Origin of the sequence: Rhizobium sp. SG570 (assembly GCF_012275345.1) — a bacterium.
Lineage (GTDB): Bacteria > Pseudomonadota > Alphaproteobacteria > Rhizobiales > Rhizobiaceae > Rhizobium > Rhizobium lusitanum.
The window spans coordinates 38,224-60,907 of sequence record NZ_JAAZQI010000001.1; the positions used below are offsets into that span (position 1 = coordinate 38,224).

At 60.1% G+C, this 22,684-nt stretch carries 23 protein-coding genes and 2 tRNA genes; 15 read left to right on the top strand and 10 right to left on the bottom strand.

Features of this window, described 5'->3' with window-relative positions; genetic code table 11:
- Positions 1-123: 123 nt before the first annotated feature.
- On the bottom strand, positions 124-1,140 hold the full coding sequence (gene pdxA, locus FHT28_RS00180) for a 4-hydroxythreonine-4-phosphate dehydrogenase PdxA (protein WP_168595296.1): 1,017 nt from the start codon (positions 1,138-1,140) through the stop codon (positions 124-126).
- Positions 1,137-2,297, bottom strand: coding sequence for a four-carbon acid sugar kinase family protein (locus FHT28_RS00185; protein ID WP_168595297.1), 1,161 nt, complete (start codon positions 2,295-2,297; stop codon positions 1,137-1,139). Before FHT28_RS00185 ends, pdxA begins: the two co-directional genes overlap by 4 nt.
- A 241-nt stretch (positions 2,298-2,538) precedes the next feature.
- Between FHT28_RS00185 and FHT28_RS00190 the strand changes: the two genes are divergently transcribed.
- Positions 2,539-2,886, top strand: a complete 348-nt coding sequence (locus tag FHT28_RS00190) for a CAP-Gly domain protein (RefSeq protein ID WP_168595298.1) — start codon at positions 2,539-2,541, stop codon at positions 2,884-2,886.
- Positions 2,887-2,985: 99 nt separating this feature from the next.
- On the opposite strand, the gene FHT28_RS00195 is transcribed toward FHT28_RS00190, so the two are convergent.
- Complete coding sequence (locus tag FHT28_RS00195; RefSeq protein ID WP_168595299.1) at positions 2,986-4,050, bottom strand: D-alanine--D-alanine ligase family protein; 1,065 nt, start codon at positions 4,048-4,050, stop codon at positions 2,986-2,988.
- A gap of 257 nt (positions 4,051-4,307) precedes the next feature.
- Between FHT28_RS00195 and FHT28_RS00200 the strand changes: the two genes are divergently transcribed.
- Positions 4,308-5,174: a hypothetical protein gene (locus FHT28_RS00200; RefSeq protein WP_168595300.1), complete on the top strand. Its 867-nt coding sequence runs from the start codon at positions 4,308-4,310 to the stop codon at positions 5,172-5,174.
- Between the two features lie 123 nt (positions 5,175-5,297).
- Here the strand turns inward: FHT28_RS00200 and FHT28_RS00205 are convergent, their stop codons facing one another.
- The 3 genes from FHT28_RS00205 to FHT28_RS00215 form a co-directional block, all read right to left on the bottom strand.
- Entirely contained in the window at positions 5,298-5,492 is a 195-nt protein-coding gene (locus FHT28_RS00205) for a hypothetical protein (RefSeq protein ID WP_168595301.1), read from the bottom strand.
- Positions 5,489-6,490, bottom strand: coding sequence for a serine protease (locus tag FHT28_RS00210; RefSeq protein ID WP_168595302.1), 1,002 nt, complete (start codon positions 6,488-6,490; stop codon positions 5,489-5,491). Before FHT28_RS00210 ends, FHT28_RS00205 begins: the two co-directional genes overlap by 4 nt.
- 216 nt (positions 6,491-6,706) lie before the next feature.
- Positions 6,707-6,781: transfer RNA gene (locus FHT28_RS00215), tRNA-Thr, on the bottom strand.
- Positions 6,782-6,936: 155 nt separating this feature from the next.
- Here FHT28_RS00215 and FHT28_RS00220 point away from each other — a divergent pair.
- From FHT28_RS00220 to FHT28_RS00280, 13 genes are all read left to right on the top strand, one after another.
- Positions 6,937-7,209, top strand: a complete 273-nt coding sequence (locus tag FHT28_RS00220) for a hypothetical protein (RefSeq protein WP_246704778.1) — start codon at positions 6,937-6,939, stop codon at positions 7,207-7,209.
- Between the two features lie 113 nt (positions 7,210-7,322).
- Positions 7,323-8,615: a UDP-N-acetylglucosamine 1-carboxyvinyltransferase gene (gene murA, locus FHT28_RS00225; protein WP_047555253.1), complete on the top strand. Its 1,293-nt coding sequence runs from the start codon at positions 7,323-7,325 to the stop codon at positions 8,613-8,615.
- A 133-nt stretch (positions 8,616-8,748) separates the two neighbouring features.
- Positions 8,749-9,192, top strand: coding sequence for a DUF2948 family protein (locus FHT28_RS00230; protein WP_037200049.1), 444 nt, complete (start codon positions 8,749-8,751; stop codon positions 9,190-9,192).
- 60 nt (positions 9,193-9,252) lie between these two features.
- Positions 9,253-10,551, top strand: a complete 1,299-nt coding sequence (gene hisD / locus FHT28_RS00235) for a histidinol dehydrogenase (RefSeq protein WP_037200094.1) — start codon at positions 9,253-9,255, stop codon at positions 10,549-10,551.
- A gap of 3 nt (positions 10,552-10,554) precedes the next feature.
- Positions 10,555-11,028 (top strand): UPF0262 family protein, encoded by a 474-nt coding sequence (locus FHT28_RS00240; protein ID WP_037200050.1) that lies wholly within the window; start codon positions 10,555-10,557, stop codon positions 11,026-11,028.
- 5 nt (positions 11,029-11,033) lie between these two features.
- Positions 11,034-11,513, top strand: a complete 480-nt coding sequence (locus FHT28_RS00245) for a low molecular weight phosphatase family protein (protein WP_052211978.1) — start codon at positions 11,034-11,036, stop codon at positions 11,511-11,513.
- 142 nt (positions 11,514-11,655) lie between these two features.
- Positions 11,656-11,874, top strand: a complete 219-nt coding sequence (infA, locus tag FHT28_RS00250; protein ID WP_004117876.1) for a translation initiation factor IF-1 — start codon at positions 11,656-11,658, stop codon at positions 11,872-11,874.
- A gap of 114 nt (positions 11,875-11,988) precedes the next feature.
- Positions 11,989-12,609, top strand: coding sequence for a Maf-like protein (locus tag FHT28_RS00255; RefSeq protein ID WP_047555254.1), 621 nt, complete (start codon positions 11,989-11,991; stop codon positions 12,607-12,609).
- A 5-nt stretch (positions 12,610-12,614) separates the two neighbouring features.
- Positions 12,615-12,830 carry a DNA gyrase inhibitor YacG gene (gene yacG / locus FHT28_RS00260; RefSeq protein WP_037200052.1) on the top strand — a complete coding sequence of 72 codons (216 nt, stop codon included), beginning with the start codon at positions 12,615-12,617 and terminating at the stop codon, positions 12,828-12,830.
- Between the two features lie 196 nt (positions 12,831-13,026).
- Positions 13,027-13,102 (top strand) — tRNA-Phe (locus FHT28_RS00265).
- A 337-nt stretch (positions 13,103-13,439) separates the two neighbouring features.
- Positions 13,440-15,386, top strand: coding sequence for a PrkA family serine protein kinase (locus FHT28_RS00270; protein WP_037200054.1), 1,947 nt, complete (start codon positions 13,440-13,442; stop codon positions 15,384-15,386).
- Between the two features lie 18 nt (positions 15,387-15,404).
- Positions 15,405-16,676, top strand: a complete 1,272-nt coding sequence (locus tag FHT28_RS00275; protein ID WP_037200055.1) for a YeaH/YhbH family protein — start codon at positions 15,405-15,407, stop codon at positions 16,674-16,676.
- On the top strand, positions 16,673-18,223 hold the full coding sequence (locus FHT28_RS00280) for a SpoVR family protein (protein ID WP_047555256.1): 1,551 nt from the start codon (positions 16,673-16,675) through the stop codon (positions 18,221-18,223). The genes FHT28_RS00275 and FHT28_RS00280 overlap by 4 nt, the downstream gene beginning before the upstream one ends.
- 14 nt (positions 18,224-18,237) lie before the next feature.
- Here the strand turns inward: FHT28_RS00280 and FHT28_RS00285 are convergent, their stop codons facing one another.
- From FHT28_RS00285 to FHT28_RS00300, 4 genes are all read right to left on the bottom strand, one after another.
- A complete protein-coding gene (locus FHT28_RS00285) occupies positions 18,238-19,689 on the bottom strand; it encodes a DHA2 family efflux MFS transporter permease subunit (protein ID WP_047555257.1) in 1,452 nt (483 codons plus the stop codon).
- Between the two features lie 323 nt (positions 19,690-20,012).
- A complete protein-coding gene (locus FHT28_RS00290; protein ID WP_246704779.1) occupies positions 20,013-20,882 on the bottom strand; it encodes a DUF6030 family protein in 870 nt (289 codons plus the stop codon).
- Between the two features lie 169 nt (positions 20,883-21,051).
- The gene (locus FHT28_RS00295; RefSeq protein WP_168595304.1) at positions 21,052-21,762 is read right to left on the bottom strand and encodes a copper homeostasis protein CutC; all 711 of its coding nucleotides are present in this window, start codon (positions 21,760-21,762) and stop codon (positions 21,052-21,054) included.
- Positions 21,752-22,678 carry an ROK family protein gene (locus FHT28_RS00300; protein WP_168595305.1) on the bottom strand — a complete coding sequence of 309 codons (927 nt, stop codon included), beginning with the start codon at positions 22,676-22,678 and terminating at the stop codon, positions 21,752-21,754. The genes FHT28_RS00295 and FHT28_RS00300 overlap by 11 nt, the downstream gene beginning before the upstream one ends.
- Positions 22,679-22,684: the final 6 nt, after the last annotated feature.

Sequence of the window (22,684 nt, forward strand, 5' to 3'; positions counted from 1 at the left end):
GAGGGGAGAAGGAGCTTACGGCATCGGCATGCTCGCTATGCAATTGCCCTGCCCACATGGGGAAGATGTCGCGAAAGCGACAGACGCGCGGCACACGAGAGAAGCATTGGCCGATGCAATAGCTCAACCGCCCGTCGCCAACCTCTCGGCAAACTCGATCGCCTCGATCAGGCTGCGCTCGTTGGCAATCCCCTTGCCGGCGATGTCGAAGGCGGTGCCGTGGTCGACGGAGGTGCGGACGATCGGCAGGCCGAGGGTGATGTTGACGCCGGAAAGATCCAACCATTTGCCGGTTGCCGGATCGATCTCGAAGCCCAGTAGCTTGACCGGGATATGCCCCTGGTCGTGATACATGGCGATGACGGCGTCATACTGGCCGGCGCGCAGCTTGACGAAGACGGTGTCGCCGGGGACGGGACCGACGATATCGAGGCCATCGGCAACGGCCGTGGCGATGGTGGGCGCGGAAATATCGATATCCTGACGGCCGAAGAGGCCGCCTTCGCCGGCATGCGGATTGAGCGCCGCAACCGCAATCTTCGGCCTGGCGATGCCGAGATGCTTGAGCGCCTTGTCGGTGAGGTCGATGACGAGGCGCAGCCGCTCAGGCGTCAGGCGCTTCGGCACATCCTCCAGTGCGACATGGGTGGTGACGTGGCTGACGCGCATGTTGCCGTGGGCGAGCATCATCACCGAGCCACGCGCGCCGGTGAGCTCGGCCAAAAGCTCGGTATGGCCCGCATAGTGGAAGCCGGCCTTGTTCAGCGCCTCCTTGTTGAGCGGCGCGGTGACGATGCCGCCGACCTTTCCGACCATGGCGAGCTGAACGCCCTTCTCGATCGCCTTGAAGGCCATGCGGCCGCCATCGGCGGAAAGCCGGCCGGGCAGGATAGGCTCGCCCTCGACATCGGCCTGGATGAAGCAGAGGTTCGGCCAGTCGCCATCCATCTGTGTCTCAGGAATTTTGATGTCGAGGCCAAGCTGCTGTTCTGCCAGGCGAAGGGAAGGGCCGCTGCCGATGATTGTGAGTTTTAACTTACCTTCTTCGATCTGATCCTTCAGCCGTGCCGCAGCCTTGAGGATGATCTCCGGGCCGATGCCGGCGGGGTCACCCATTGTGATTGCCAAATGCCGCGTCATGGCTCTTCTCCTCCGACGATCAATGCGTTTTCATTCAATAGATCGCGCCACAGGGTCGGGCCGCCAAAGGCGCCGGACTTTGAAATCACGGACACCCCTTCCCAGGGGCCGCCGATGATCGTGGAGCAGGGCAAGCCCGGCGCGGCCTGGCCGGTGAGCTTGAGAGCGGTGACGCCGAGGGCAGTGCAAAGGTTCCGCAGGGTTTCGCCGCCGGCGACGATCAATGTGGCCGGCGCGGGCAGAGCCTTGGCAATGCCGCCGAGAGTGGTCTCGATCCGCTTTGCCGCGTCGTCTCGTTCGAGCCCCGCCGGCAGATCGACGCTGACCATTGCGATGCCGCCCTGGTGGAGGCGCGCATCGACCACGTCAGCGCCCGCGCCTTCCGTAAGCTTCAGCCAATAGGGACCGCAGGCCTGAAGCTGCGCCAGCGTGATCGGTTGATCGGAGCCGAAGAGGCCTATCACCGGTCTTTGCAGTCTGCGTGAAACGGGCACGGAGGGTGCGGGATGCATTCCCAAATTGCCATTCCGCGCCAGCGCCTGCGCCAGCCCACCGGTGCCGGACCACAGAACCGGCCCTCGCACTCGCGCTGATATCCACGAGATGACGGCGTCCAGATCGCTATCCGAATGGGCGTCGAAAACATGGATGCCATCTGGAACAGGTTTATGTCCTTCGGCATCGACACGGTTTTGGCTCAGTGTAGTGTTGAAGGCCGGCAATCCCTCGGCCCTCAGCTGCGCAACCAGATCGCCGCTGACATCGCGCCATGTCTCGTTGCCGGCAAAGAGCACCTGCCGTCCGCCCCGGGTATGTCGCCCATGATGCGGAAAAGCCGGGGCCAGAATGCAATGTCGCCAGTGCCCGAGCCGGAAACAGGCCGCCAGTTCCGCCGCCCAGGGGCCGCGAAACAGGCTATCCACCTTCTTGAAGGCGATATCCGCGCCCTTCAGCAGCGGCGCAAGCCTGCCCGCGATGGCGGCTGCTTCGGCCGCCGATTTCTCGCGGGTGCCGGTATCGATCGCAAAACCATCGGGGAGTTTCGCCGGAAGTGCATCCCCGTGCCGCACCTCGATCGGCCCGCACAAGCCGACGAATTCCACCGCCGTATCGAGCGCGCCGGTGAGATCGTCAGCAAGGAGGCGGAGGGTGGGCATGATGGAGAGAGCCTTCAGCGGGCTTTGCGGGTATCGGATGTGGGCATGAAAGCAAGGCCTTACGGCTGCTCGAGCGAAGCGCAATCTTCAGCCTTCCATGAGGCTTGTCAACGGGTTGCTTTGTCACCGTTGCATTGATCGGGTCGCGCCATTCGCCACGTTTACTCTGAAGCCGATATGCGGCTATGGTCGTGCCTTGGCGATAGGGTTATAGGTTCCTTGTCGCTTCAAGGAGAGCATAGTGAGCTACGATTTCCATGTGGGCCAGAAGGTCGTCTGTATCGATGACAAGTTCAAGCATGTCAGCATCGACCAATTGATCCGCAAGGGCACGATCTACACGATCCGCTGGGTCGGCGAATATACGCATTATGTCGACGGCACCTTCATCGGCGTGAAGCTCGAGGAGATCCATCGCGGCAATGACGACGGCCCCGAAGGCTATGGCGCCGACGACATGCCCTATCGCGCCACCCGCTTCCGTCCGCTGGTGAAGGACAAGATCGCCTCGCTCAGAAAGCTGCTGGCCCCGACGCCGGATGCGCCGGCCGAGCCGAAGGTCAAGGTCAAGAAGACCGAAAAGGTCTGACGGGCAGGGAAGGGGCGGCGGCGAAACCCCTGCCGCCCTCGTTGTCTGTTTTGATGCAATTGCGGACGAAGACCGCTCAGCACTTTTCCTGGAATTGCTTTAGGCTAGCTTTGCTCTGGCAAGCCCATGCTCGATCAGCCGGCCGACGAGCTCGGGATAGGAAATGCCCGAGGCGCCCATGGCCTTGGGGTACATGCTGATATTGGTGAAGCCCGGCATGGTGTTGATTTCGTTGATGACAACGCTCTCATCCGGCCGGACGAAGAAATCGACGCGCGCCAGCCCTTCGCATCCCAGCGCCCGGAAGCCATCTGCCGCCATGCGCCGCAGCGTCTCCGCAGTCTCGGCGGGGATATCCGCCGGGATGGTGATCACGGCGCCGTCCTGATCGACATATTTCGCATCGTAGGAATAGAAGCCGTGCGTCGCCGCAGTGGCGATCTCGCCCGGTACGGAGACGAACAGCGTACCATCCGGCTGCTCCAGCACGGCGCATTCGATTTCCCGGGCGCGGACGAATTCCTCGACGAGCACCTTGCGGTCATGCCGGAAGGCATCGGCCAGCGCGCTTTCGAATTCCCTGGCGTCATGCGCCTTGCTGACGCCGACCGACGACCCCTGGCGGGTGGGCTTGACGAAGACGGGCGAGCCGAGCGCGCTCACGATTGCCTCGAAATCCGGCTTTTCACCGCGCGTGAGCGTGACGGAGCGCGCAACCGGCAGGCCTGCCTCCCGCAACAGCCGCTTGGCGATATCCTTGTCGATCGCGTTTGCCGAACCCAATATGCCGCAGCCGACGAGGGGCACGCCGACCATCTGGGCAAGGCCCTGAATGGAGCCATCCTCGCCATAAAGCCCATGCAGCACCGGAAACAGCACATCGACCGCCGCGATCTCCCGTGCGCCGTCGCCTTCCAGCGCCAGCAGCCGCCCCTTCGCCCCCGGCAGCAGGCAAACCTCCGTGCCTTCATAGGCAACCGGCTCGGCCAGCACGCCACCCTTCGCCTCGACCAGCAGCCAGCGCCCGGCGCGATCGATCAGGATCGGCACGACCTCATATGTCCCGACATCGATCGCCCGGATGACATTGCGGGCCGACATGATGGAAACATCATGCTCGCTGGACTGGCCACCAAACAAAACGGCGACGCGGAGTTTCGACATGAGGGTTGTTCTCCCGGGCAAGAAGGGTGTGACGGATGGGAGGGTTTAAACGGGGGATTGCAGCTAAATTGGGGAGGGTTGCCTCAGTGTGCCAATCGCTGAGTTTTACACCTAAGTGCTGGCAACATCGACAATAAGTCGAGCTTCCCAAGCTGATGCCGTGTGGCGGTTTTGCGGTTGCATTGTCAAACCGCTGACGCATACATAGGTGGCATAGTGGCGCCCAACTCGGAACGCCGGTATTATGAAGGTTCTATATGGAAAAATTTACGAGCCTGCTCAACGCCTTGGCCGGTCTGGCGTGGCCGGCGATCGTCTTCTATGCTTTTTATACGCTTCGCGACGACCTAAAGAAGCTAATAGGCAGACTGAGAAAGGGGAAAATTCTAGGGCAGGAAATCGAACTCGACGAGCAATTGCTGCAAATAGAGACTACTATTGAGAGCATGAAGATAGTAGCGCCTGCACCTCCGAATGAACCCGCTCCTTCGCAGGCACAAGGCCAATCAGAACGCGAGCGCATCCTGGCGGAAGCCAACGTGTCCTCTTTAGCCGCGTTTCTCCGGGTCTCCAGTATATTGGAGTCGACCGTAAATCAATTTCTGGCGCGATCAGGTTGGCACCGAGGGAAAAGGCACCTTTCGCTTAAAGAGGGTTTCGCCCACCTGCCAAGTGAATGGTTGGGTACCGGCATCCGTATTTCTGTCGAGCAATTTACGCTTCTCCGCAACAGGATTGTTCATGAAAACCAAACTGTTACTGACGAAGAAATTCGACGAGCGATCGACATAGGATTGGAATTGCTGGAACTCGTAAAGTCATATCCTATCGAAGAAAACCGAGTGAGGGACCTTGTAGACATTTATGCAGATGCCGATGCAAAGAAAGCTGTCCAAGACCTCAAGGGCATCCGACTGGATACAAAACATCCCCAAATGCCAGATGCAATTAGGATTTTTCCAACTACTAAGACCTGGTATCGACCCGGCCAGTTGGTTTCCTGGGATTGGAATATGAGCTTAGTGGTCGGAGAAATGTACTATCGCGATCCGGATGATGGCATCGTTAAGCAAGCGTGGGGAGGCTCGGCTGAGTTCATTGGATATCCGCTTGAGGAGAACTAGGGCGCGATAGAATTCTTGCTCTCTATTGTTAAATTGAGGTATCTCGGCTTTGGGTTTGACCGTAGCATAGTCAACAAAAAAGGCCCGCAAAGCGGGCCTCATGTATTGCGGTGCAGTTTCCGCTCAACGGATCGCTTTTTGCAGCGGCAGGACCGTGATTACGGTAGACGAAACCGGGGAGGACGTAATGATCTTCGTATCGCGCATTATGGCAACAGCATTGCCGACATCGCTCGCAGATGCGTCGCGTGCCATCGGTGCACTAGCTGTGTCGCGATAGATTTTTGATGCGTCAGCGGTGGTATGATAGTCGGTCATAGTTTTTTCCATCCCTCGAACGTACGTTGATCAGAAATTACTTCAGAGGCGTTTGCAGGATCTGCTGGGTTCGGCACGAGTGATCGCACTAGCGTACCTTCCGACAGGAATCCATAGCTGCTTCCGCTTGCGTCCTCTATTAAACCCCGCAAAAGCCGATAAGTTGCGGCGGATGCCGGACCAAGCTCGATAGCTGGATTATACGGCTCCAAAAGCTTCATCTCGTCAGTATAACTCTTATGGAGCTTCTTTAATATTCCGTAAAATTGGGTAGACGGCTTTTCGATAGGAAGCCCAAGCAACTCGGCTTCACGTCGATTGATGGTGTAATCGTGGCTCCCAGAATCTGCGCACAGAAAGTCGATTATCGCCTTAACCTTGTCCGAATCTTGCACGTGATGTCGGAGCAACTTATCCGCAAGGAAGCGGATCTGTTCTCGCGAACGGAAAATTTCACCGAGGACGAGCGGATGAACCTTGTTCGACAATTCAATCAATATCGCGCCAAGCGTCTGTGCGTCGGTAATCTTCATCGCGTTCGCCGCGTCGAGGTAACCACGAACGGCTTCGACGCTGACAGGCATGCGAGCGAGTTGGTTTCCCACTGGGATTTGCGGGCCCAAAGCGTGCGTCAGGCTTGGGTCGATTGGGCCTAGCACTGCCTGCTTTGTCATTACTATGTGGTCAGCGCCTAAGGAAATGAGTGTGCCGGCACTCATCGCCTTGAGAGGTATCAATACCTCGAATTGATCGCCAAACGATTTGATGAGGTTGACCAGGCGCCACGCTGCAGATGTCTGACCTCCATTTGTATGGAGTACCAAAGAAATTTTGGGGGTTGGGCCGATATTATCAAGAATATCGACGAACATTTGAACGCAGTCTTGAGCAATCTGCGTCTCCGCATTCTGCCTGTCGCTTGTTACAAATGAGATAACCTTGGTGTTTCTTTGGGCCTCGATCTGCTTATACAGGCGTTTACGGACCAAATAACTCATGTTCCCCCCTCAGGCAACTTTTAAGCGAGCATAATTTTTATAGTTCGCCTGTCAACGTTGCGAATGGGTTCATCCTCACTTTTGCACCGGCGATCGATGCGCAGATGTGAACATCCTGAGAACATGCTGTGCCAATTCTGTGCCACATAACTGTGCGCAACGGTGCGTAGGTATGCACTTTGTTCTTTTGGAAAACCCGGAAAACCCTAGGAAAGCTGGTGCTGCTAGAGAGATTTGAACTCTCGGCCTCTCCCTTACCAAGGGAGTGCTCTACCCCTGAGCTATAGCAGCAATCCATGGCGCGGTTACGTGCGCCGTATTGGGCGAGGCGGCTATTGCCATAGGTCGGGGCTGAGTGCAAGCCGCAATTTTCAACTTCGGTGAAAGATCGTGGGAAAAAATGTGTCGGTCTTTTGACGGGCGGGGTTTTCCGCTATGACGAAGAGATGGGTGCGGACAAGACAAAAATCGATGACGGCAAGGTTTTGCAGGGCCGTTTGACCGCCGGCGAGGCGGGTGAGCTCGCGGGCGGCAAGCAGATCACCGAGGCGGACAGGCGGCGCGAGCGGGCGGCGCTGAAGCTGCGCGAGAATCTTTCGCGTCGCAAGCAGCAGGTGCGCGCCCGCCGCGCCGGGCAGGCCGACGAGACGGATGGGCTGCCGGCTGCAAAAGCTGGGGATGAGCCAGACGCTGCCGCAAAAATGGACGAATCGCAATGATTGATGTCGCCCATCATCAAACGAATTGAAGCCTTAATCTATTTCGTCTAAAGAGCGCTTTTTCCCAGGCGGACGGAACTTCAGGAAAGGCGGGCCTTGCCCGTATTGCACATATGGATCGTATCAGGATTGTCGGCGGCAACGAGCTAAACGGTATCATTCCGATCTCCGGCGCCAAGAATGCCGCCCTGCCGCTGATGATCGCCTCGCTTTTGACCAGCGATACGCTGACGCTGGAGAACGTGCCGCATCTGGCCGATGTCGAGCTTCTGATGCGCATCCTCGGCAACCACGGCGTCGACGTCGCCGTCAACGGCCGGCGCGAGCGCCAGGAAGACGGCTATTCCCGCACCATCCATTTCACCTGCCGCACCATCGTCGATACGACAGCACCTTACGAGCTGGTCGCCAAGATGCGCGCCAGCTTCTGGGTCATCGGGCCGCTGCTTGCCCGCGAGGGCCAGGCGCGCGTGTCGCTGCCGGGCGGCTGCGCCATCGGCACGCGTCCGGTCGATCTGTTCATCGAGGGTCTTGAGGCGCTCGGCGCCACCATGGAAATCGACGCCGGCTATATCAATGCCACGGCGCCCAAGGGCGGCCTCATCGGCGCGCGCTATGTCTTCCCGAAGGTTTCGGTTGGTGCCACGCATGTAATGATGATGGCGGCGACGCTTGCCCGCGGCACGACGGTTATCGGCAATGCGGCGCGAGAACCTGAAATCGTCGATCTCGCCAATTGCCTGATCGCGATGGGCGCCAAGATTTCCGGCGCCGGCACCAGCACGATCACCATCGAAGGCGTCACCTCGCTTTCCGGCGCCCGCCACCGCGTTCTGCCTGACCGTATCGAGACCGGCACCTATGCCATGGCCGTCGCCATGGCCGGCGGCGATGTCCGCCTGGAAAATACCGATATGGCGCTGCTCGACACCGCGCTCGAAAGCCTGCGCCGCGCCGGCGCCGATATTTCGGCGACCAATAACGGCATCCGCATCAAGCGCAACGGCGGCGGCATCCAGCCCGTCGATATCGTCACCGATCCGTTCCCCGGCTTCCCGACCGACCTGCAGGCGCAGTTCATGGCGCTGATGACGCGCTCGTCGGGTACCGCACATATCACCGAAACCATCTTCGAAAACCGCTTCATGCATGTGCAGGAGCTCGCCCGCCTCGGCGCCAGGATCTCGCTTTCCGGCCAGACGGCCCGCATCGAGGGTGTCGAGCGATTGAAGGGCGCGCCGGTCATGGCGACCGATCTTCGCGCCTCCGTCTCGCTCGTCATCGCCGGCCTTGCCGCCGAGGGTGAGACTGTGGTGTCGCGCATCTATCATCTCGATCGTGGCTTCGAGCGGCTGGAAGACAAGCTGACGCGCTGCGGCGCGGTGGTCGAGCGCATCAGCGACTAAAATTATTTCTTGTCGTGCAGAGAGCGGGCGAGCCCGCTTTCTTCGGTTGCGTCTTTTGCGCTCGCATCCTATGTCCACAGAAGGGAAACGTCTGTTACGGCGTTTCGATTGTGCGATCGGGGATAAAGGGCGAATGGGCGATCTGAAGCTAATGGCACTCGACAACGAAGATCTGGGCGTCATATCCGCGCATATGCAGGATAGCGTCTTCAAGGTCGGCGACATGTCCTTTGCGCCGACGCTCGGGCAGTTCTCGCTTGCGGCCAATCGTTTTGCCTGGGAACAATCCGGCGAGCGCGGCAAGCCCTATCAGCGCCATCGCGCCGCGCTGGTGTTCAAGCGGGTGCAGGCCGTGCGCTCCAATGGCGTCGACCGGCGCAACCGCGACGAGGTGCTGTCGCTGCTCGCCATCCGCTTCGAGCAGAAGGGCGAGGGGCCTGACGGTACGATCGAGCTGACGCTTGCCGGCAAGGCCACCATTGCGCTCGATGTCGAATGCATCGAGGTTCAGCTTGCCGATATCGGCGGCGCATGGGAAACCGCGCATAAGCCCCGCCATCCGGATGCGGGCGAATAGGCAGGCGATCGATGAATGCCGGCCGCTCAGGGCGGCCTCGATGAAAGAGGATTATCAGCGTTGGCTATCTGGCTGGATCAGGCATCGGAAGGGTTCGAGCAGCAGTTTGCCGCCTTTCTGACGACCAAACGGGAAGTGTCCGAAGATGTGAATGCCGTGGTGCGAGGCATCATCGACGATGTGCGGACGCGCGGCGATGCCGCCCTTGCTCACTATTCCCAGAAATTCGAAGGCATCGATTTCGCCACGACGCCCATGCGCGTCGCCGAAGCCGAGATTGATGCGGCGATCGCAGCCGTTCCCTCCGAGGTGCTGGGGGCGCTCAAGGTTGCCGCCACTCGCATCGAATCGCATCATCGCCGGCAATTGCCGAAGGACGATATCTATGAGGACGATCTCGGCGTCGGCCTCGGCTCGCGCTGGACGGCGATCGAGGCTGTCGGCCTCTATGTGCCGGGTGGTACGGCAAGCTATCCGAGCTCTGTGCTGATGAATGCCGTGCCGGCCAAGGTCGCCGGCGTCGAGCGTGTCGTCATCACGGTGCCGACCATGGGCGGCGCCATCAACCCGGCGGTGCTGGCCGCTGCCCGCATGGCCGGCGTCGAGGAGATCTACCGCATCGGCGGCGCGCAGGCGATCGCGGCCCTTGCCTATGGCACGGAGACGATTGCTCCGGTCTACAAGATTACCGGCCCCGGCAATGCCTATGTGGCCGCCGCCAAGCGGCATGTTTTCGGCACCGTCGGCATCGATATGATCGCCGGCCCTTCGGAAGTGCTCGTCATCGCCGACAAGAACAACGATCCGGATTGGCTCGCCGCCGATCTCTTGGCGCAGGCGGAGCATGACGAGGGCGCGCAGTCGATCCTGATCACCGACGATGCCGAATTCGGCAAGGCCGTCGAAGGCGCCGTCGAGCGCCAGCTCAAGCAGTTGAGCCGGGCGCAGACGGCGGCGGCAAGCTGGCGGGATTTCGGCGCCATCATCCAGGTAGCCGATCTGAGGCAGGCCGTTCCGCTCGCCAACCGCATCGCCGCCGAGCATGTGGAACTCGCCGTCGACGATCCCGACGCGTTGCTTGCCGGTATCCGCAACGCCGGCGCCATCTTCGTCGGCCGCCATACGCCCGAAGTGATCGGCGATTATGTCGGCGGCTCAAACCATGTGCTGCCGACGGCCCGTTCCGCCCGCTTCTCGTCCGGCCTTTCGGTGCTCGATTTCGTCAAGCGCACGTCGATCCTGCGGCTCGGGCCAGAACAGCTACGCGCACTCGGGCCGGCGGCGATCGCGCTTGCCAATTCCGAGGGGCTGGACGCACACGCGCGGTCCGTCGCGATCCGCCTCAATCTCGAGGGGTGAGGCATGGCTGAAGGCGTCTTCCGGCTGAGCGACGTTGTCCTGGACGACACGATCGGCCGCTCGACGCCGGATGTCGAACATGAGCGCGCCGTCGCCATCTTCGACCTGATCGAGGAAAACAGCTTCGAGCCTGTGGGACACAAGGGTGGCCCCTATCTGCTTAATCTGTCGCTGGTCGACCAGAAGCTGGTCTTCGATATCCGCACGGAAGATGGCGTCGTCGTCGCCACGCACATTCTGTCGCTGACACCGTTCCGCCGCATCGTGAAGGATTACTTCATGATCTGCGAGAGCTACTACGAGGCGATACGCTCCTCCACGCCCAGTCGCATCGAGGCGATCGACATGGGCCGGCGCGGCATCCACAACGAAGGCTCCCGGACGCTGATGGACCGGCTGAACGGCAAGATCGTCATGGATTTCGACACAGCCCGCCGGCTCTTTACGCTTGTCTGCGTGCTCTATTGGCGCGGGTGACTGTCATGGGGCGGGTGCCAGAGCAGAGGCAGGGGGGCGAGCATGGTGGCAAAGCGCCCGGCGCCATCCTCTTCATGTGCGGGCTCAATACCATCCGCTCGCCGATGGCCGAGGCGATCGCGCGCTATATGCTGCCGCAGGGCACCTATATCGCCTCGGCGGGCGTGCGCGCCGGCGAGCGCAATCCCTTCGTCGATGTCGTGCTTGATGAGATGGGGCTTTCGCTCGGCCGCCGGCAGCCGCAGACCATGGAGGAGCTGGAGGATGATTTCTTCGATGTCATCATCACCCTCTCGCCGGAGGCGCATCACGCCGCCCTTGAATTGACCAGGGCCAATGCCGTGGATGTCATTTATTGGCCGACCATGGATCCCTCCGCGACGGACGGAACCCGCGAGCAGGTTCTCACCGCCTACCGCGAGGTTCGGGACTATCTTCTCGGGCTGATCGAAAGCCGACTTGTGGAACATCGCGGCTCGCTTTAGAGCTGCGGATGAAACAAATGCAGAAACCCTTATCAACGAGGTTCACAAAACCGCGGCGATTGTGTAGTTTCCGCGCAATTTCCGGCGACCCCCGGCTTTTTGTCATGGGCGCCGACCTCAACCGACAGGAAAAGAAGCTTTAATGCCGAAAGAAGAAGTCCTCGAATTTCCCGGTGTCGTCACCGAACTCCTGCCGAACGCGACATTCCGCGTGAAGCTGGAAAACGAACACGAGATCATCGCCCACACGGCAGGCCGCATGCGCAAGAACCGCATCCGCGTTCTTGCCGGCGACAAGGTGCTGGTGGAAATGACCCCCTATGACCTGACCAAGGGCCGCATCACCTACCGTTTCAAGTAGTCCGCCGCTCTGGGTTCAAAGAAGTAGAGCATGATGTAGCCCGAAATCCCCTAACACTTTTCGGCATCATGCTCTGGAGCCGGTTCTCATCCCCGCATGACAGGTCGAGGTCTGATGGCGTTGAAACACAAGCTGATACTGGCTTCCGGATCGCCGCGTCGCGTCGAGCTCCTGCACCAGTCAGGCATCGAGCCTTCGCGTCTCATGCCCATGGACATCGACGAGACGCCGAAGAAGTCGGAGCATCCGCGCTCGCTGGCGCGGCGGCTTTCGGCTGAGAAGGGCGAGGCGGCGTTTGCGGCCGTGAAGAGCGATGTCGCCTGGCAGAGCAGCTATATTCTCTCCGCCGACACGGTCGTTGCCGTCGGCCGGCGTATCCTGCCGAAGGCGGAGTTCGTCGACGAAGCCTCTTCGGCCCTGCATCTTCTCTCGGGACGAGGCCATGTCGTCTATACCGGGATCTGCCTGATCACCCCGGACCGCAAGCTGCGTCAGAAAGTTGTGGAGACCAAGGTGCGCTTCAAGCGGCTTTCCAGCCGCGATATCGAAATGTATCTGGCGTCCGGCCAGTGGCGGGGCAAGGCCGGAGCCTATGGCATCCAGGGGCTTGCAGGCTCCTTCGTGCAGAAGCTGATCGGCTCCTACAGCAATGTCGTCGGATTGCCGCTTTATGAGACCATGCTTTTGCTGGCGGGCGAGGGATTCGACGTTCACGCTGGATGGCAGGAAGGATAGGAATCATGACGAAGGTTGGTGAGATCAAGGTGGGCTCGAAGATCGAGCCGCTGCGCAAGACGCGCGCTTGCGCGGAATGCGGCCGTCCTTCGGTACGCGAACACTATCCCTTCTGTTCGGATCGCTGCCGTTCGCTCGATCTTTCGCGGTGGCTCAATGGCTCCTACGCCATTCCCGTTACCGAGGAAGAGGAGAAAGCCGACGGCTCCGAGAGCGAGTAAACACCGCTTCCCGGCGTTGTTCGGCGTTGCGAACCCCTTCATTTTGCTCGTGAATTGCCAAAACTCCATTTCCTGTCAAAAAAGAGTCATTTGCGGCTGGACATGGACGAACAAGATGCTATAACCCCGCTCGCTTCCGGGGCGAACCAACCGCCCAGAGCCTTTCGAGGCTCTTATCCGTACGCGAAGCTCGGATGCCCAGATAGCTCAGTTGGTAGAGCAGCGGATTGAAAATCCGCGTGTCGCTGGTTCGATTCCGGCTCTGGGCACCATCTTTTCTCCAAAATTATGCTGATATTGTCGGATTGACGCTGGTCTCGCTCGGTTCATCAAGGCCGGGCTTCCCGCATGGGAAAGCCGGTCAAGTTGTTTTTTCGAGGGTGTACATCCCTTGATGGGGTGTCGTTGATTGCAACAACTTAAGGGCGTTCTTCATTAATTCGGTGCATGGTCCCTTCAACATGTTGATGACATTTGCAATCAAGCGTACGAATTATTGTACGGGTCACCTATTGATTCGAAGCGACTCTTACCGCACCTTAGATACTAGCGGGATAAGTGATCTCGTTAAGTCCGGCGTTTATTGCAATAGCAAGCTATCGAGGCGCCATGTCAAATAACGATGTGCTATTCAACACGTTCGCCCGTTCTTTCGAAGCACGGCGCGAAGTCGAGATGTCATTCTCCGAATACCTGGATGCGTGCCGGGATGATCCGCTCATGTACGCAAATGCGTCGGAGCGCCTGCTGGCCGCGATGGGAGAACCACTGCTGATCGATACGGCCAAGGACACCAGACTTGGGCGTATCTTTATGAACCGGACAATCCGGACCTATCCCGCCTTTGCCGGCTTTTTCGGCATGGAGGAGACGATCGAACGCATCGTCGCCTTCTTCCGTCATGCGGCGCAAGGGCTGGAAGAGCGTAAACAGATCCTCTATCTGCTCGGGCCTGTCGGCGGAGGCAAATCCTCACTTGCCGAGCGGCTGAAGTCGCTGATGGAAGTGCATCCGATCTATGTGCTCAAGGCCGGCAATGAGCTGAGCCCGGTCTTCGAAAGTCCGCTCAGCCTGTTCGACCCCGTCACCATGGGGCCGATGATCGAGGAGCGCTACGGCATTCCGCGTCGCCGCCTGACCGGCCTCATGAGTCCATGGTGCCTGAAGCGGCTGGAAGAGTTCGAAGGCGATATTTCCCGTTTCCGCATCGTCCGGATGCAGCCCTCCAGGCTGCGACAAATTGCCGTCGCCAAGACGGAGCCGGGCGATGAGAACAACCAGGATATCTCCTCGCTGGTCGGCAAGGTGGATATCCGCAAACTCGAAAGCTTGGCGCAGAACGATCCCGACGCCTACAGCTATTCGGGTGCGCTGAACCGTGCCAACCAGGGCATTCTCGAGTTCGTCGAGATGTTCAAGGCGCCGATCAAGATGCTGCATCCGCTGCTGACGGCGACCCAGGAAGGCAATTATATCGGCACCGAGAATATCGGCGCCATTCCCTTCTCCGGCATCATTCTCGCCCATTCGAACGAGTCGGAGTGGCAGACCTTCAAGGCTAACAAGAACAATGAGGCGTTCATCGACCGCATCTGCGTGGTCAAGGTGCCTTATTGCCTGCGGGTCACCGAAGAGCAGAAGATCTACGAGAAGCTGATCGAGGAATCCGAGCTCAGCGACGCGCCCTGCGCGCCGTCGACTTTGGAGACGCTCGCCCGCTTCACGGTTCTGACGCGGCTCTCCAAGCATGAAAACTCGACTGCTTTCTCCAAGCTTCGGGTCTATGACGGCGAGAGCCTGAAGGAGACCGATCCGAGAGCGCGCAGCGTGCAGGAATATCGCGACTCTGCCGGCGTCGACGAAGGCATGGACGGGGCTTCGACCCGCTTTGCCTTCAAGGTGCTGGCGGCGACCTTCAACTACGACACCACCGAGATCGGCGCCGATCCGGTGCACCTGATGTACATGCTGGAGCAGTCGATCCGCAGGGAGCAGCTGCCGCTCGAAACCGAGAAGCTCTACATCGAGTTCATCAAGAGCGAACTCGGACCGCGGTACGCGGAATTCATCGGGCATGAGATCCAGAAGGCCTATCTGGAGTCCTATTCGGATTACGGACAGAACCTCTTTGATCGCTACGTCGACTACGCCGACGCCTGGATCGAGGATGTCGACTTCAAGGATCCCGATACAGGTCAGCTTCTGGACCGCGAGCTTCTCAATCAGGAACTCACCAAGATCGAGAAACCGGCCGGTATTGCCAACCCGAAGGATTTCCGCAACGAGATCGTCAAGTTCTGCCTGAGGGCGCGGGCGAGTCACGGCGGCAAGAATCCATCCTGGACGAGCTACGAGAAAATCCGCGAAGTCATCGAAAAGCGGATGTTCTCCCAGGTTGAGGATCTTCTGCCTGTTATCTCGTTCGGGTCCAAGAAGGACGGCGAGTCCGAAAAGAAACATGGCGAATTCGTCGAGCGCATGATGGCGCGGGGTTATACCGAGCGTCAGGTTCGACGGCTTGTGGAATGGTACATGCGTGTGAAACAGGCGGGATGAGCCACCAAGGAAGAAGGAATGCACATTGTTGACCGACGCCTGAACCCAGGCGGCAAAAGTTTAGAAAATCGTCAACGATTTTTGCGAAGAGCAAAAGCGCTGGTGCAGAGAGCGGTCTATGAAACCTCTCAAAATCGCGACATTCAGGACATTCTGAAAGGTGGCGAAATCAGCATTCCCCTGGATGGAACCGAGGAACCTCGGTTCCATCGCGGCCCGGAAGGGCTGCGGGAGCATATTCTTCCCGGCAACAAGGACTTTCTGGAAGGCGACATCATCCCGCGTCCGGAAAGCGGCGGCGGCAAGCCCCGCGCCGGCGGCGACGGTACCGGCGAGGACGCCTTCCGCTTCATCCTGACGCGCGATGAGTTCCTCGATCTCTTCCTCGACGATCTCGAGCTGCCGGATCTCGCCAAGCGGCGGCTTATATCGACAGACCAGATCAATCCAGTACGATCAGGCTATTCGGTGACGGGATCGCCCGCCAATCTGGCGATCAACCGCACCATGCGGCTGGCGATGATGCGGCGTGTCGCCCTGCATCGTCCGAAGCCGGAAACGGTCGCCAAGCTCATCGAAGAGGCAGAAGAGTGCAAGGACGAGAAGCGTCGGGCCCAGCTCGAGGCTGAGATCAAGCTGCTGGAATCCAAGGTTCGGCGCATTCCCTATATCGATCCGATCGACATCCGCTATCGCCGTTTCGAGAACGAGCCGAAGCCGGTGGCGCAGGCCGTCATGTTCTGCCTGATGGACGTATCCGGCTCGATGTCCGAGCACATGAAGGATCTCGCCAAGCGCTTCTACATGCTGCTCTACATCTTCCTCACCCGGCAGTATCGCCGTGTCGAGATCGTCTTCATCCGGCATACCGACGTGGCCGAGGAGGTGGATGAGGAGACGTTCTTTCGCAGTCCGGCGACGGGTGGCACACAGGTTTCGAGTGCGCTCGAAGCGATGCGGCGGATCGTGCACGATCGCTTCCCGCCATCGGACTGGAATATCTATGCCGCGCAGGCATCGGACGGCGACAACGCCTATTCAGACAATGCGACGACCGCTGCGCTCCTGACTGGCGAAATCCTGCCGGTTTGCCAGTATTTCGCCTATCTGGAAGTGGGCGAATCACGCAGCGTCGCGATCTCGTCGGGCTCGGCGATCTGGTCGCTCTACGAGCGGCTGCAGGCGGCCTGGCCGGTGCTCTCGATGCGGCGCGTGAATGATCGTAGCCAGATCTATCCGGTCTTCCACGATCTCTTCCAGCGTCGGACGGCAGAAACCAGGAGTGGATGATGGCGAAAGCATCGATGGAACGGCTTTTTGAAGGTGCGGACTGGGATTTCGCCACCATTCAGCGAATCCACGATGCCTGCGAGAAGATTGCCGTCAAGGAACTTGGTCTCGACGTTTACCCCAACCAGATCGAGATCATCACCGCCGAGCAGATGCTCGACGTCTATTCCTCGATCGGCATGCCGCTGTTCTACAAGCACTGGTCCTTCGGCAAGCATTTCGCCCATCACGAGGCCTTCTATCGCAAGGGTCTTCGCGGGCTCGCCTATGAGATCGTCATCAACAGCTCGCCATGCATCTCCTACCTGATGGAGGAGAATACGGCGACGATGCAGGCGCTGGTCATCGCGCATGCCGCCTTCGGCCACAACCACTTCTTCAAGAACAACTACCTGTTCAAGCTTTGGACCGACGCCGAGGGCATTCTCGACTATCTCAATTTCGCCAAGGGCTATGTCGCGCGTTGCGAGGAGCGGTATGGTCATGCCGCCGTCGAGCGGACGCTTGATGCCGCGCATGCGCTGATGTCGCATGGCGTCCATCGCTATGCCGGCAGGAAGACGCCCGACCTGCGCGACGAGGAAAAGCGCGAGCGCGAACGCCGCGAATATGACGAGCGGATCTTCAACGATCTCTGGCGCACGATTCCGGTCGGGCCAGGCAAGAAGATGCCCGACCTCGATCTGGAGCGGCGGCGCTCGCTTGCGGGCCTGCCGCAGGAGAACATTCTTTACTTCCTGGAGAAAATGGCGCCGCGGCTGAAGCCTTGGCAGCGCGAGATCATCCGCATCGTGCGCCACGTCGCCCAGTATTTCTACCCGCAGAGCCAGACCAAGGTGATGAACGAGGGCACCGCGACCTATGTGCACTATCGCATCATGACCCGGCTGCATGAGCTTGGCGGTATCAGCGACGGCGATTTCCTGGAATTCCTGAAATCCCATACCAACGTGGTTTTCCAGCCGAGCTTCAACGATCAGCGCTATTCCGGCCTCAACCCCTATGCGATCGGTTTTGCCATGATGCAGGACCTCGAGCGCATCGTGACGAAGCCGAAGGAGGAGGACAGGCAGTGGTTCCCGGAAATCGCCGGCACCGGCGATGCCATGGCAGTGCTGCGCGACCTCTGGGCCAATTATCGTGACGAGAGCTTCGTCTCGCAATTCCTCAGCCCGCATCTGATGCGGAAGATGCGGATGTTCCACCTGACCGACGATCCCGAAGAGGAAGAGGGTTTGAGGGTGGCAGCGATCCATGACGAGCGCGGCTACCGGCGCATCCGCCGGGAACTGGCGCGGCAATATGACGTCGGCTGGATCGATCCACATATCGAGATCGTCGATGTCGATCTCGCCGGCGACAGGCGGTTGATCGTCCGGCACACGGTGCTGAACGGCGCGCTGCTTGACGATATGGACGCCAAGCGGGTGCTCCAGCATCTTGCCGACCTGTGGAGTTATGATGTGGTGATGCAGGAAGTCGATGGCGCCGGGACGGTGCTTCGCGACCACCTCGTGCATCCGCGCTCTTCCGTGCTCGCGGCGTGAGAGCTGCAGACCTTCTATGATGACTTTTCAGGTCGGCGGTGATGGCCGCTCACCTGCACACCGTCTTCCGGCTGCAGCTTGAGGAAGCCGGGTATGCCGAGCAGCGGGATCACGGCCATCAGCAGGAAAACCAGATGGAATTTCTCCGGCGTCAGCGCAGACCCATCCAGCGTGACCAGACCGAGCAGCATGGCGGCAACGGAAATGCCGAAACTGACGCTCAATTGCTGCAGGACGCCGCCGAGGCTGGTCGCGCGGCTAAGCTGGGCTGCCGGCGTATCGGAATATGACAGCGTGTTGGAGGTCATGAATTGCGCCGCGCGCGCCAGCCCGAAGATGAAGACATAGACAATGATGAACCAGTGCGGCGTCTCGGGCGTGATCAGGGCGAAACCGGCAACGACGGCTGCGCCTAAAACGGCGCTCCATGTCAGGATGCGGTCGAAGCCATAGAGCTTCAATAGTTTCACCGAAACGGGCCGCACGACGAGCGCACTCAGCGCACTGACGAAGGTCAGCGTGCCCGACACGATCGGGCTCAGGCCGAAGCCGACCTGCAGCATCAGCGGCAACAGGAAGGGAACGCCGTTCAGCCCCACGCGACAGATGCCGCCGGCAAGCGTGCCGACGCGGAACGTGCGCAGCTTGAACAACGTGAGATCCACAGCCGGCGATACAGCCGTCCTCGCATAGCGGATGAAGCCGACGAGCAGGAGACCGGCGGCGGCAAGAACGAGGAGGATGGCCCAGAGCGGAATTGTGGGACGGCCGATATTTTCGATACCGTATTGCAGCAGCACGCAGCCGACACCGACCATGATGAAGCCGGGAAAGTCGAACTTGATCGACTTGTCGCGTGTGGTGTCCTCGACATAGCGCAGCGCCATAAATATGCCGATCAGGCCGAAGGGCAGGTTCACCCAGAATATCCAGCGCCAGGAAAGATAGGTCGTCAGGAAGCCGCCGAGCACCGGACCGATCACCGGGCCGATGACGGCAGGCAGGGTCATATATGTCATCGCGGTCACAAGCTGGCTGCGCGGAAAGCTACGGATGAGGATGAGCCGTCCGACCGGCGTCATCATCGCGCCGCCAAAACCTTGAAGCGCGCGCATGGCGATCAGCATGGGCAGGCTCGTTGCCACGCCGCACAGGATCGAGCCGGCGGTGAAGATGAAGAGGGACAGGGCAAAGATGCGACGGGCACCGAAGCGATCCGCGAACCAGCCGCTCACCGGGATGAACATCGCGAGCGTCAGGATATAGGTTGTCACCGCGAGGTTCATGCGCACCGGAGTGGTGCCGAGGCTTTTGGCGATATCCGGGACGGCGGTGATGAGAATGGTCGAATCGAGCTGTTCCATCAGGAAGGCGACAGCGACCACGGCGGGTATGATGTAGCGGAGGCGAGGGTTGCGTTCGACCGCGAAAGTCTGGCCCTGCGGATTGGGGTCCGTCGAATCCATGGGATGTATTAGCTTTCCACCGCCGGAGGGGGATCTGGCGTGTTTATGATAGGCATGAATCCCTTCGGAAACCGCTTCGTGCTCTCGGGAATCATGTCGCTTGCGGCCGGTGATCCGCCGACCTTCGGAATCGTCCTCATATGACCACCATCCATGGCGCGGCGCAACAAAAACCGGACAGACCGAAGGCTCGATCGTCATCCGGTATTTGCCCGATCGCCTGGAGCGGTAACGCGTTTCACGGAAGCGCCTAGCCGCTTTATGCTATTGTTTTTGCGCAATTCCGGACGGAAAAAGCGCTACGCACCGTTCCTCGAATTGCTCTAGTTGATCGATAAGGGGGAGGGCAGCGTCCAGCGCGCCTTGTCGAAGACGATGGCCGTCCGGATCTGCTCGGGCGCGGTTCTGCGCAATTCCAGCTGAAGATTGAAACTGTTGTTGCCCCGGAATTCCTTGAAGAAGCTGAGCTTGGCGCCGAAGGCTTGCAGCGTCACGTCCTGCAGTTTGCCGATCGCATCCAGCGCCGTCTGAAAGTCCAGCCAGTGTGTCTCGTTCAGCAGCAGCACGACGGCGTCGACGAAGATGCCGCCGATAGCCTTGCCATCGGGATTATCGGGCATGATCACTTTGATGCGGATAGTGTCGAGTTCGCCGGTCGGCTTGCCGCGGGCGATGATGAAGAAAGATGCCGCGTTCGCGTTGCCATAGGCGCCCTTCTGGACGGCATAGCTGCATTCGGATGTGCCGGTGCCCAATTCACTTTGCCGCCATTCACCCACGGGCAGGCCGAATTTTGCCAGATCGGCGCAGAGTGTCTGGCCCGATATCCGCCAGTTTCGTACGAAGGCGCTCAGCAGAGCGTCGACGGGGGCGTCAAACAAGTGGGATGTTTTGGTATGTGGCGGTTTGGCCGCCGCCGCCTTGGCCGGTGTCGCGGGGGCATGTGCCGCTGTGCCAGCTACGACAGTCGCAGCATTTCCAACCGTATTGTTCGGGGCAGCTCCGGCAGGCGGCGGAGTCTTGACCCTGGCGGCTTTTGCCGGTGACATTGCTGCCTGTTGGGCCGGTTGGGAAAACAGGTTCAGGTGATAGCGGCTGTCCAGCGCCCGCAGGTTACGCATGTCGTTGGCAAGCAACGCAGTCGCCAAGATTATCGAGCCGATAATGATCGCCGCAATCCAGAAGACAGCCATGCTTTTCTTGCTAGGTGGCGCCACCGACATGATTCAGATCTACAGCTACTCCCGAGGAAATCTGCCTTGCTGCAATAACTGTCTGTTGCGCAGCCCGTCCATCGCTACAGCATATGCGTTTATGAACGATTGATCATTCTAATGTTTCTTTGTCAATTCATGACGTTGCTCAGGCGAAGTAGGCCTTGAGCGCCCTGACGGTCGCCGCATCGGTGTGGCGTGCGGATACCGCCGAGAATCCGAGGGTGAGCAGGCGTTCGTCCGTCTCGGCCGTGGTGACGGCGCAGGAGGAGTGCACTTCGCTGATCGGCAATCGTGGCCACAATTGACCGATCGTCGCGATGTTGACGCCCGAGCCGGGCATGATGGAGATGCGGCCGGCGGCAATAGTGATCGCCTGCTCGAGAGCGGCGACCCCTTCTGCGGCAGTCTTTGCGCCTCCCGATGTGAGGATTCGCTCGAAGCCAAGGGAAACGGCCACTTCCACGGCCTCCCCTATATCGGGGACCAGATCGAACGCGCGATGCAGCGTCGTGCCGAGACCTTCGGCATGGGCGGCGAGCGCCGCCAGCGCATCGAAATCCAGCCGTCCATCCGGCAGCGATGCGCCGAGCACGACGCCCGCGAGGCCCGTATGCCGGGCCGCATCGATATCGCGCTTCATGATGGCGAGTTCGTCGGCCGAATAGACGAAGCTGCCGGCGCGCGGGCGGATGATGGCATAGGCGGGAACGGGCATGCTGGCCGCGGCAGCCATGAGGCCGGCGCTCGGCGTCAAGCCGCCGACGGCGAGTGCGCTGCAAAGCTCGATGCGATCGCCGCCACCCTCGACGGCAGCCATGAGGCCGGCGATGTCCTCGATGCAGACCTCAAGCAGCATGGTCGCGCTCTCCGGCATATTGCAGCCCCAGCAGGGCAGCGCCGATGAGCCCGGGCTCGAGCTTGCATTGGCTGGGCACCACCAGCGGCCGACCGAACTTGCGCAGGATTCGGGCGCGCACCGCCTCGTCCAGCCGCGCCAGCAGCGGTTCGACATTGGAGAGACCGCCGCCGACCGGAACGATGGTCGCGCCTGTTATGTTGACCGTCAGCGCGAGCGGCGAGGCGACCAGGTCGATCATGACGTCGATCGTGCGCCGTGCCTGCACGTCGTCCTTCAGCCAATGGTCGATGATTTCTTCACTGGTCAATTCCAGCCCGTGCAGCGTCTTGTGCAGGCGTTCGATGCCGCGGGCGCCGCCGACGGTATCGACGCAGCCCTTCTGGCCGCAGCCGCAGGGATAGGCCGGGATGGCGACCTGCGGATCGCCGGCATGGGACGCGATGATGGGTCCGTGGCCCCATTCGCCGGCAAAGCCGCCGGCAGCGTTGACGAGACGGCCGTCGGCCACCAGTCCACCGCCGACGCCGGTGCCGAGAATGGCGCCGAACACGATGCGATGACCGCGGCCGGCGCCCGACATGGCTTCCGCCATGGCGAAGCAATCGGCATCGTTGGCGATCAGGACGGGATGGCCGAGTTCGGCCTCCAGGTCTGCTGCCAGGCGTCGACCATGGATGCAGGGAATGTTGGCGCAGGTGAGTGCCTGGGTATCGGGGTCCACCACGCCGGCAATGGAAAAGGAGAGGCAATCCGGCTTCTCGCCTGCTTCGGCGATGACGGCGCGCAGAACACCCACGAATTCGGCGAAGTCGTGCTTGGGTGTGGGGCGCCGCGCCAGCGGCATAATATCCGTCATGGAGCGGGCAATGCCGCCTTTGATGGCGCTACCGCCGATGTCGAAGGAAACGATCATGAATAC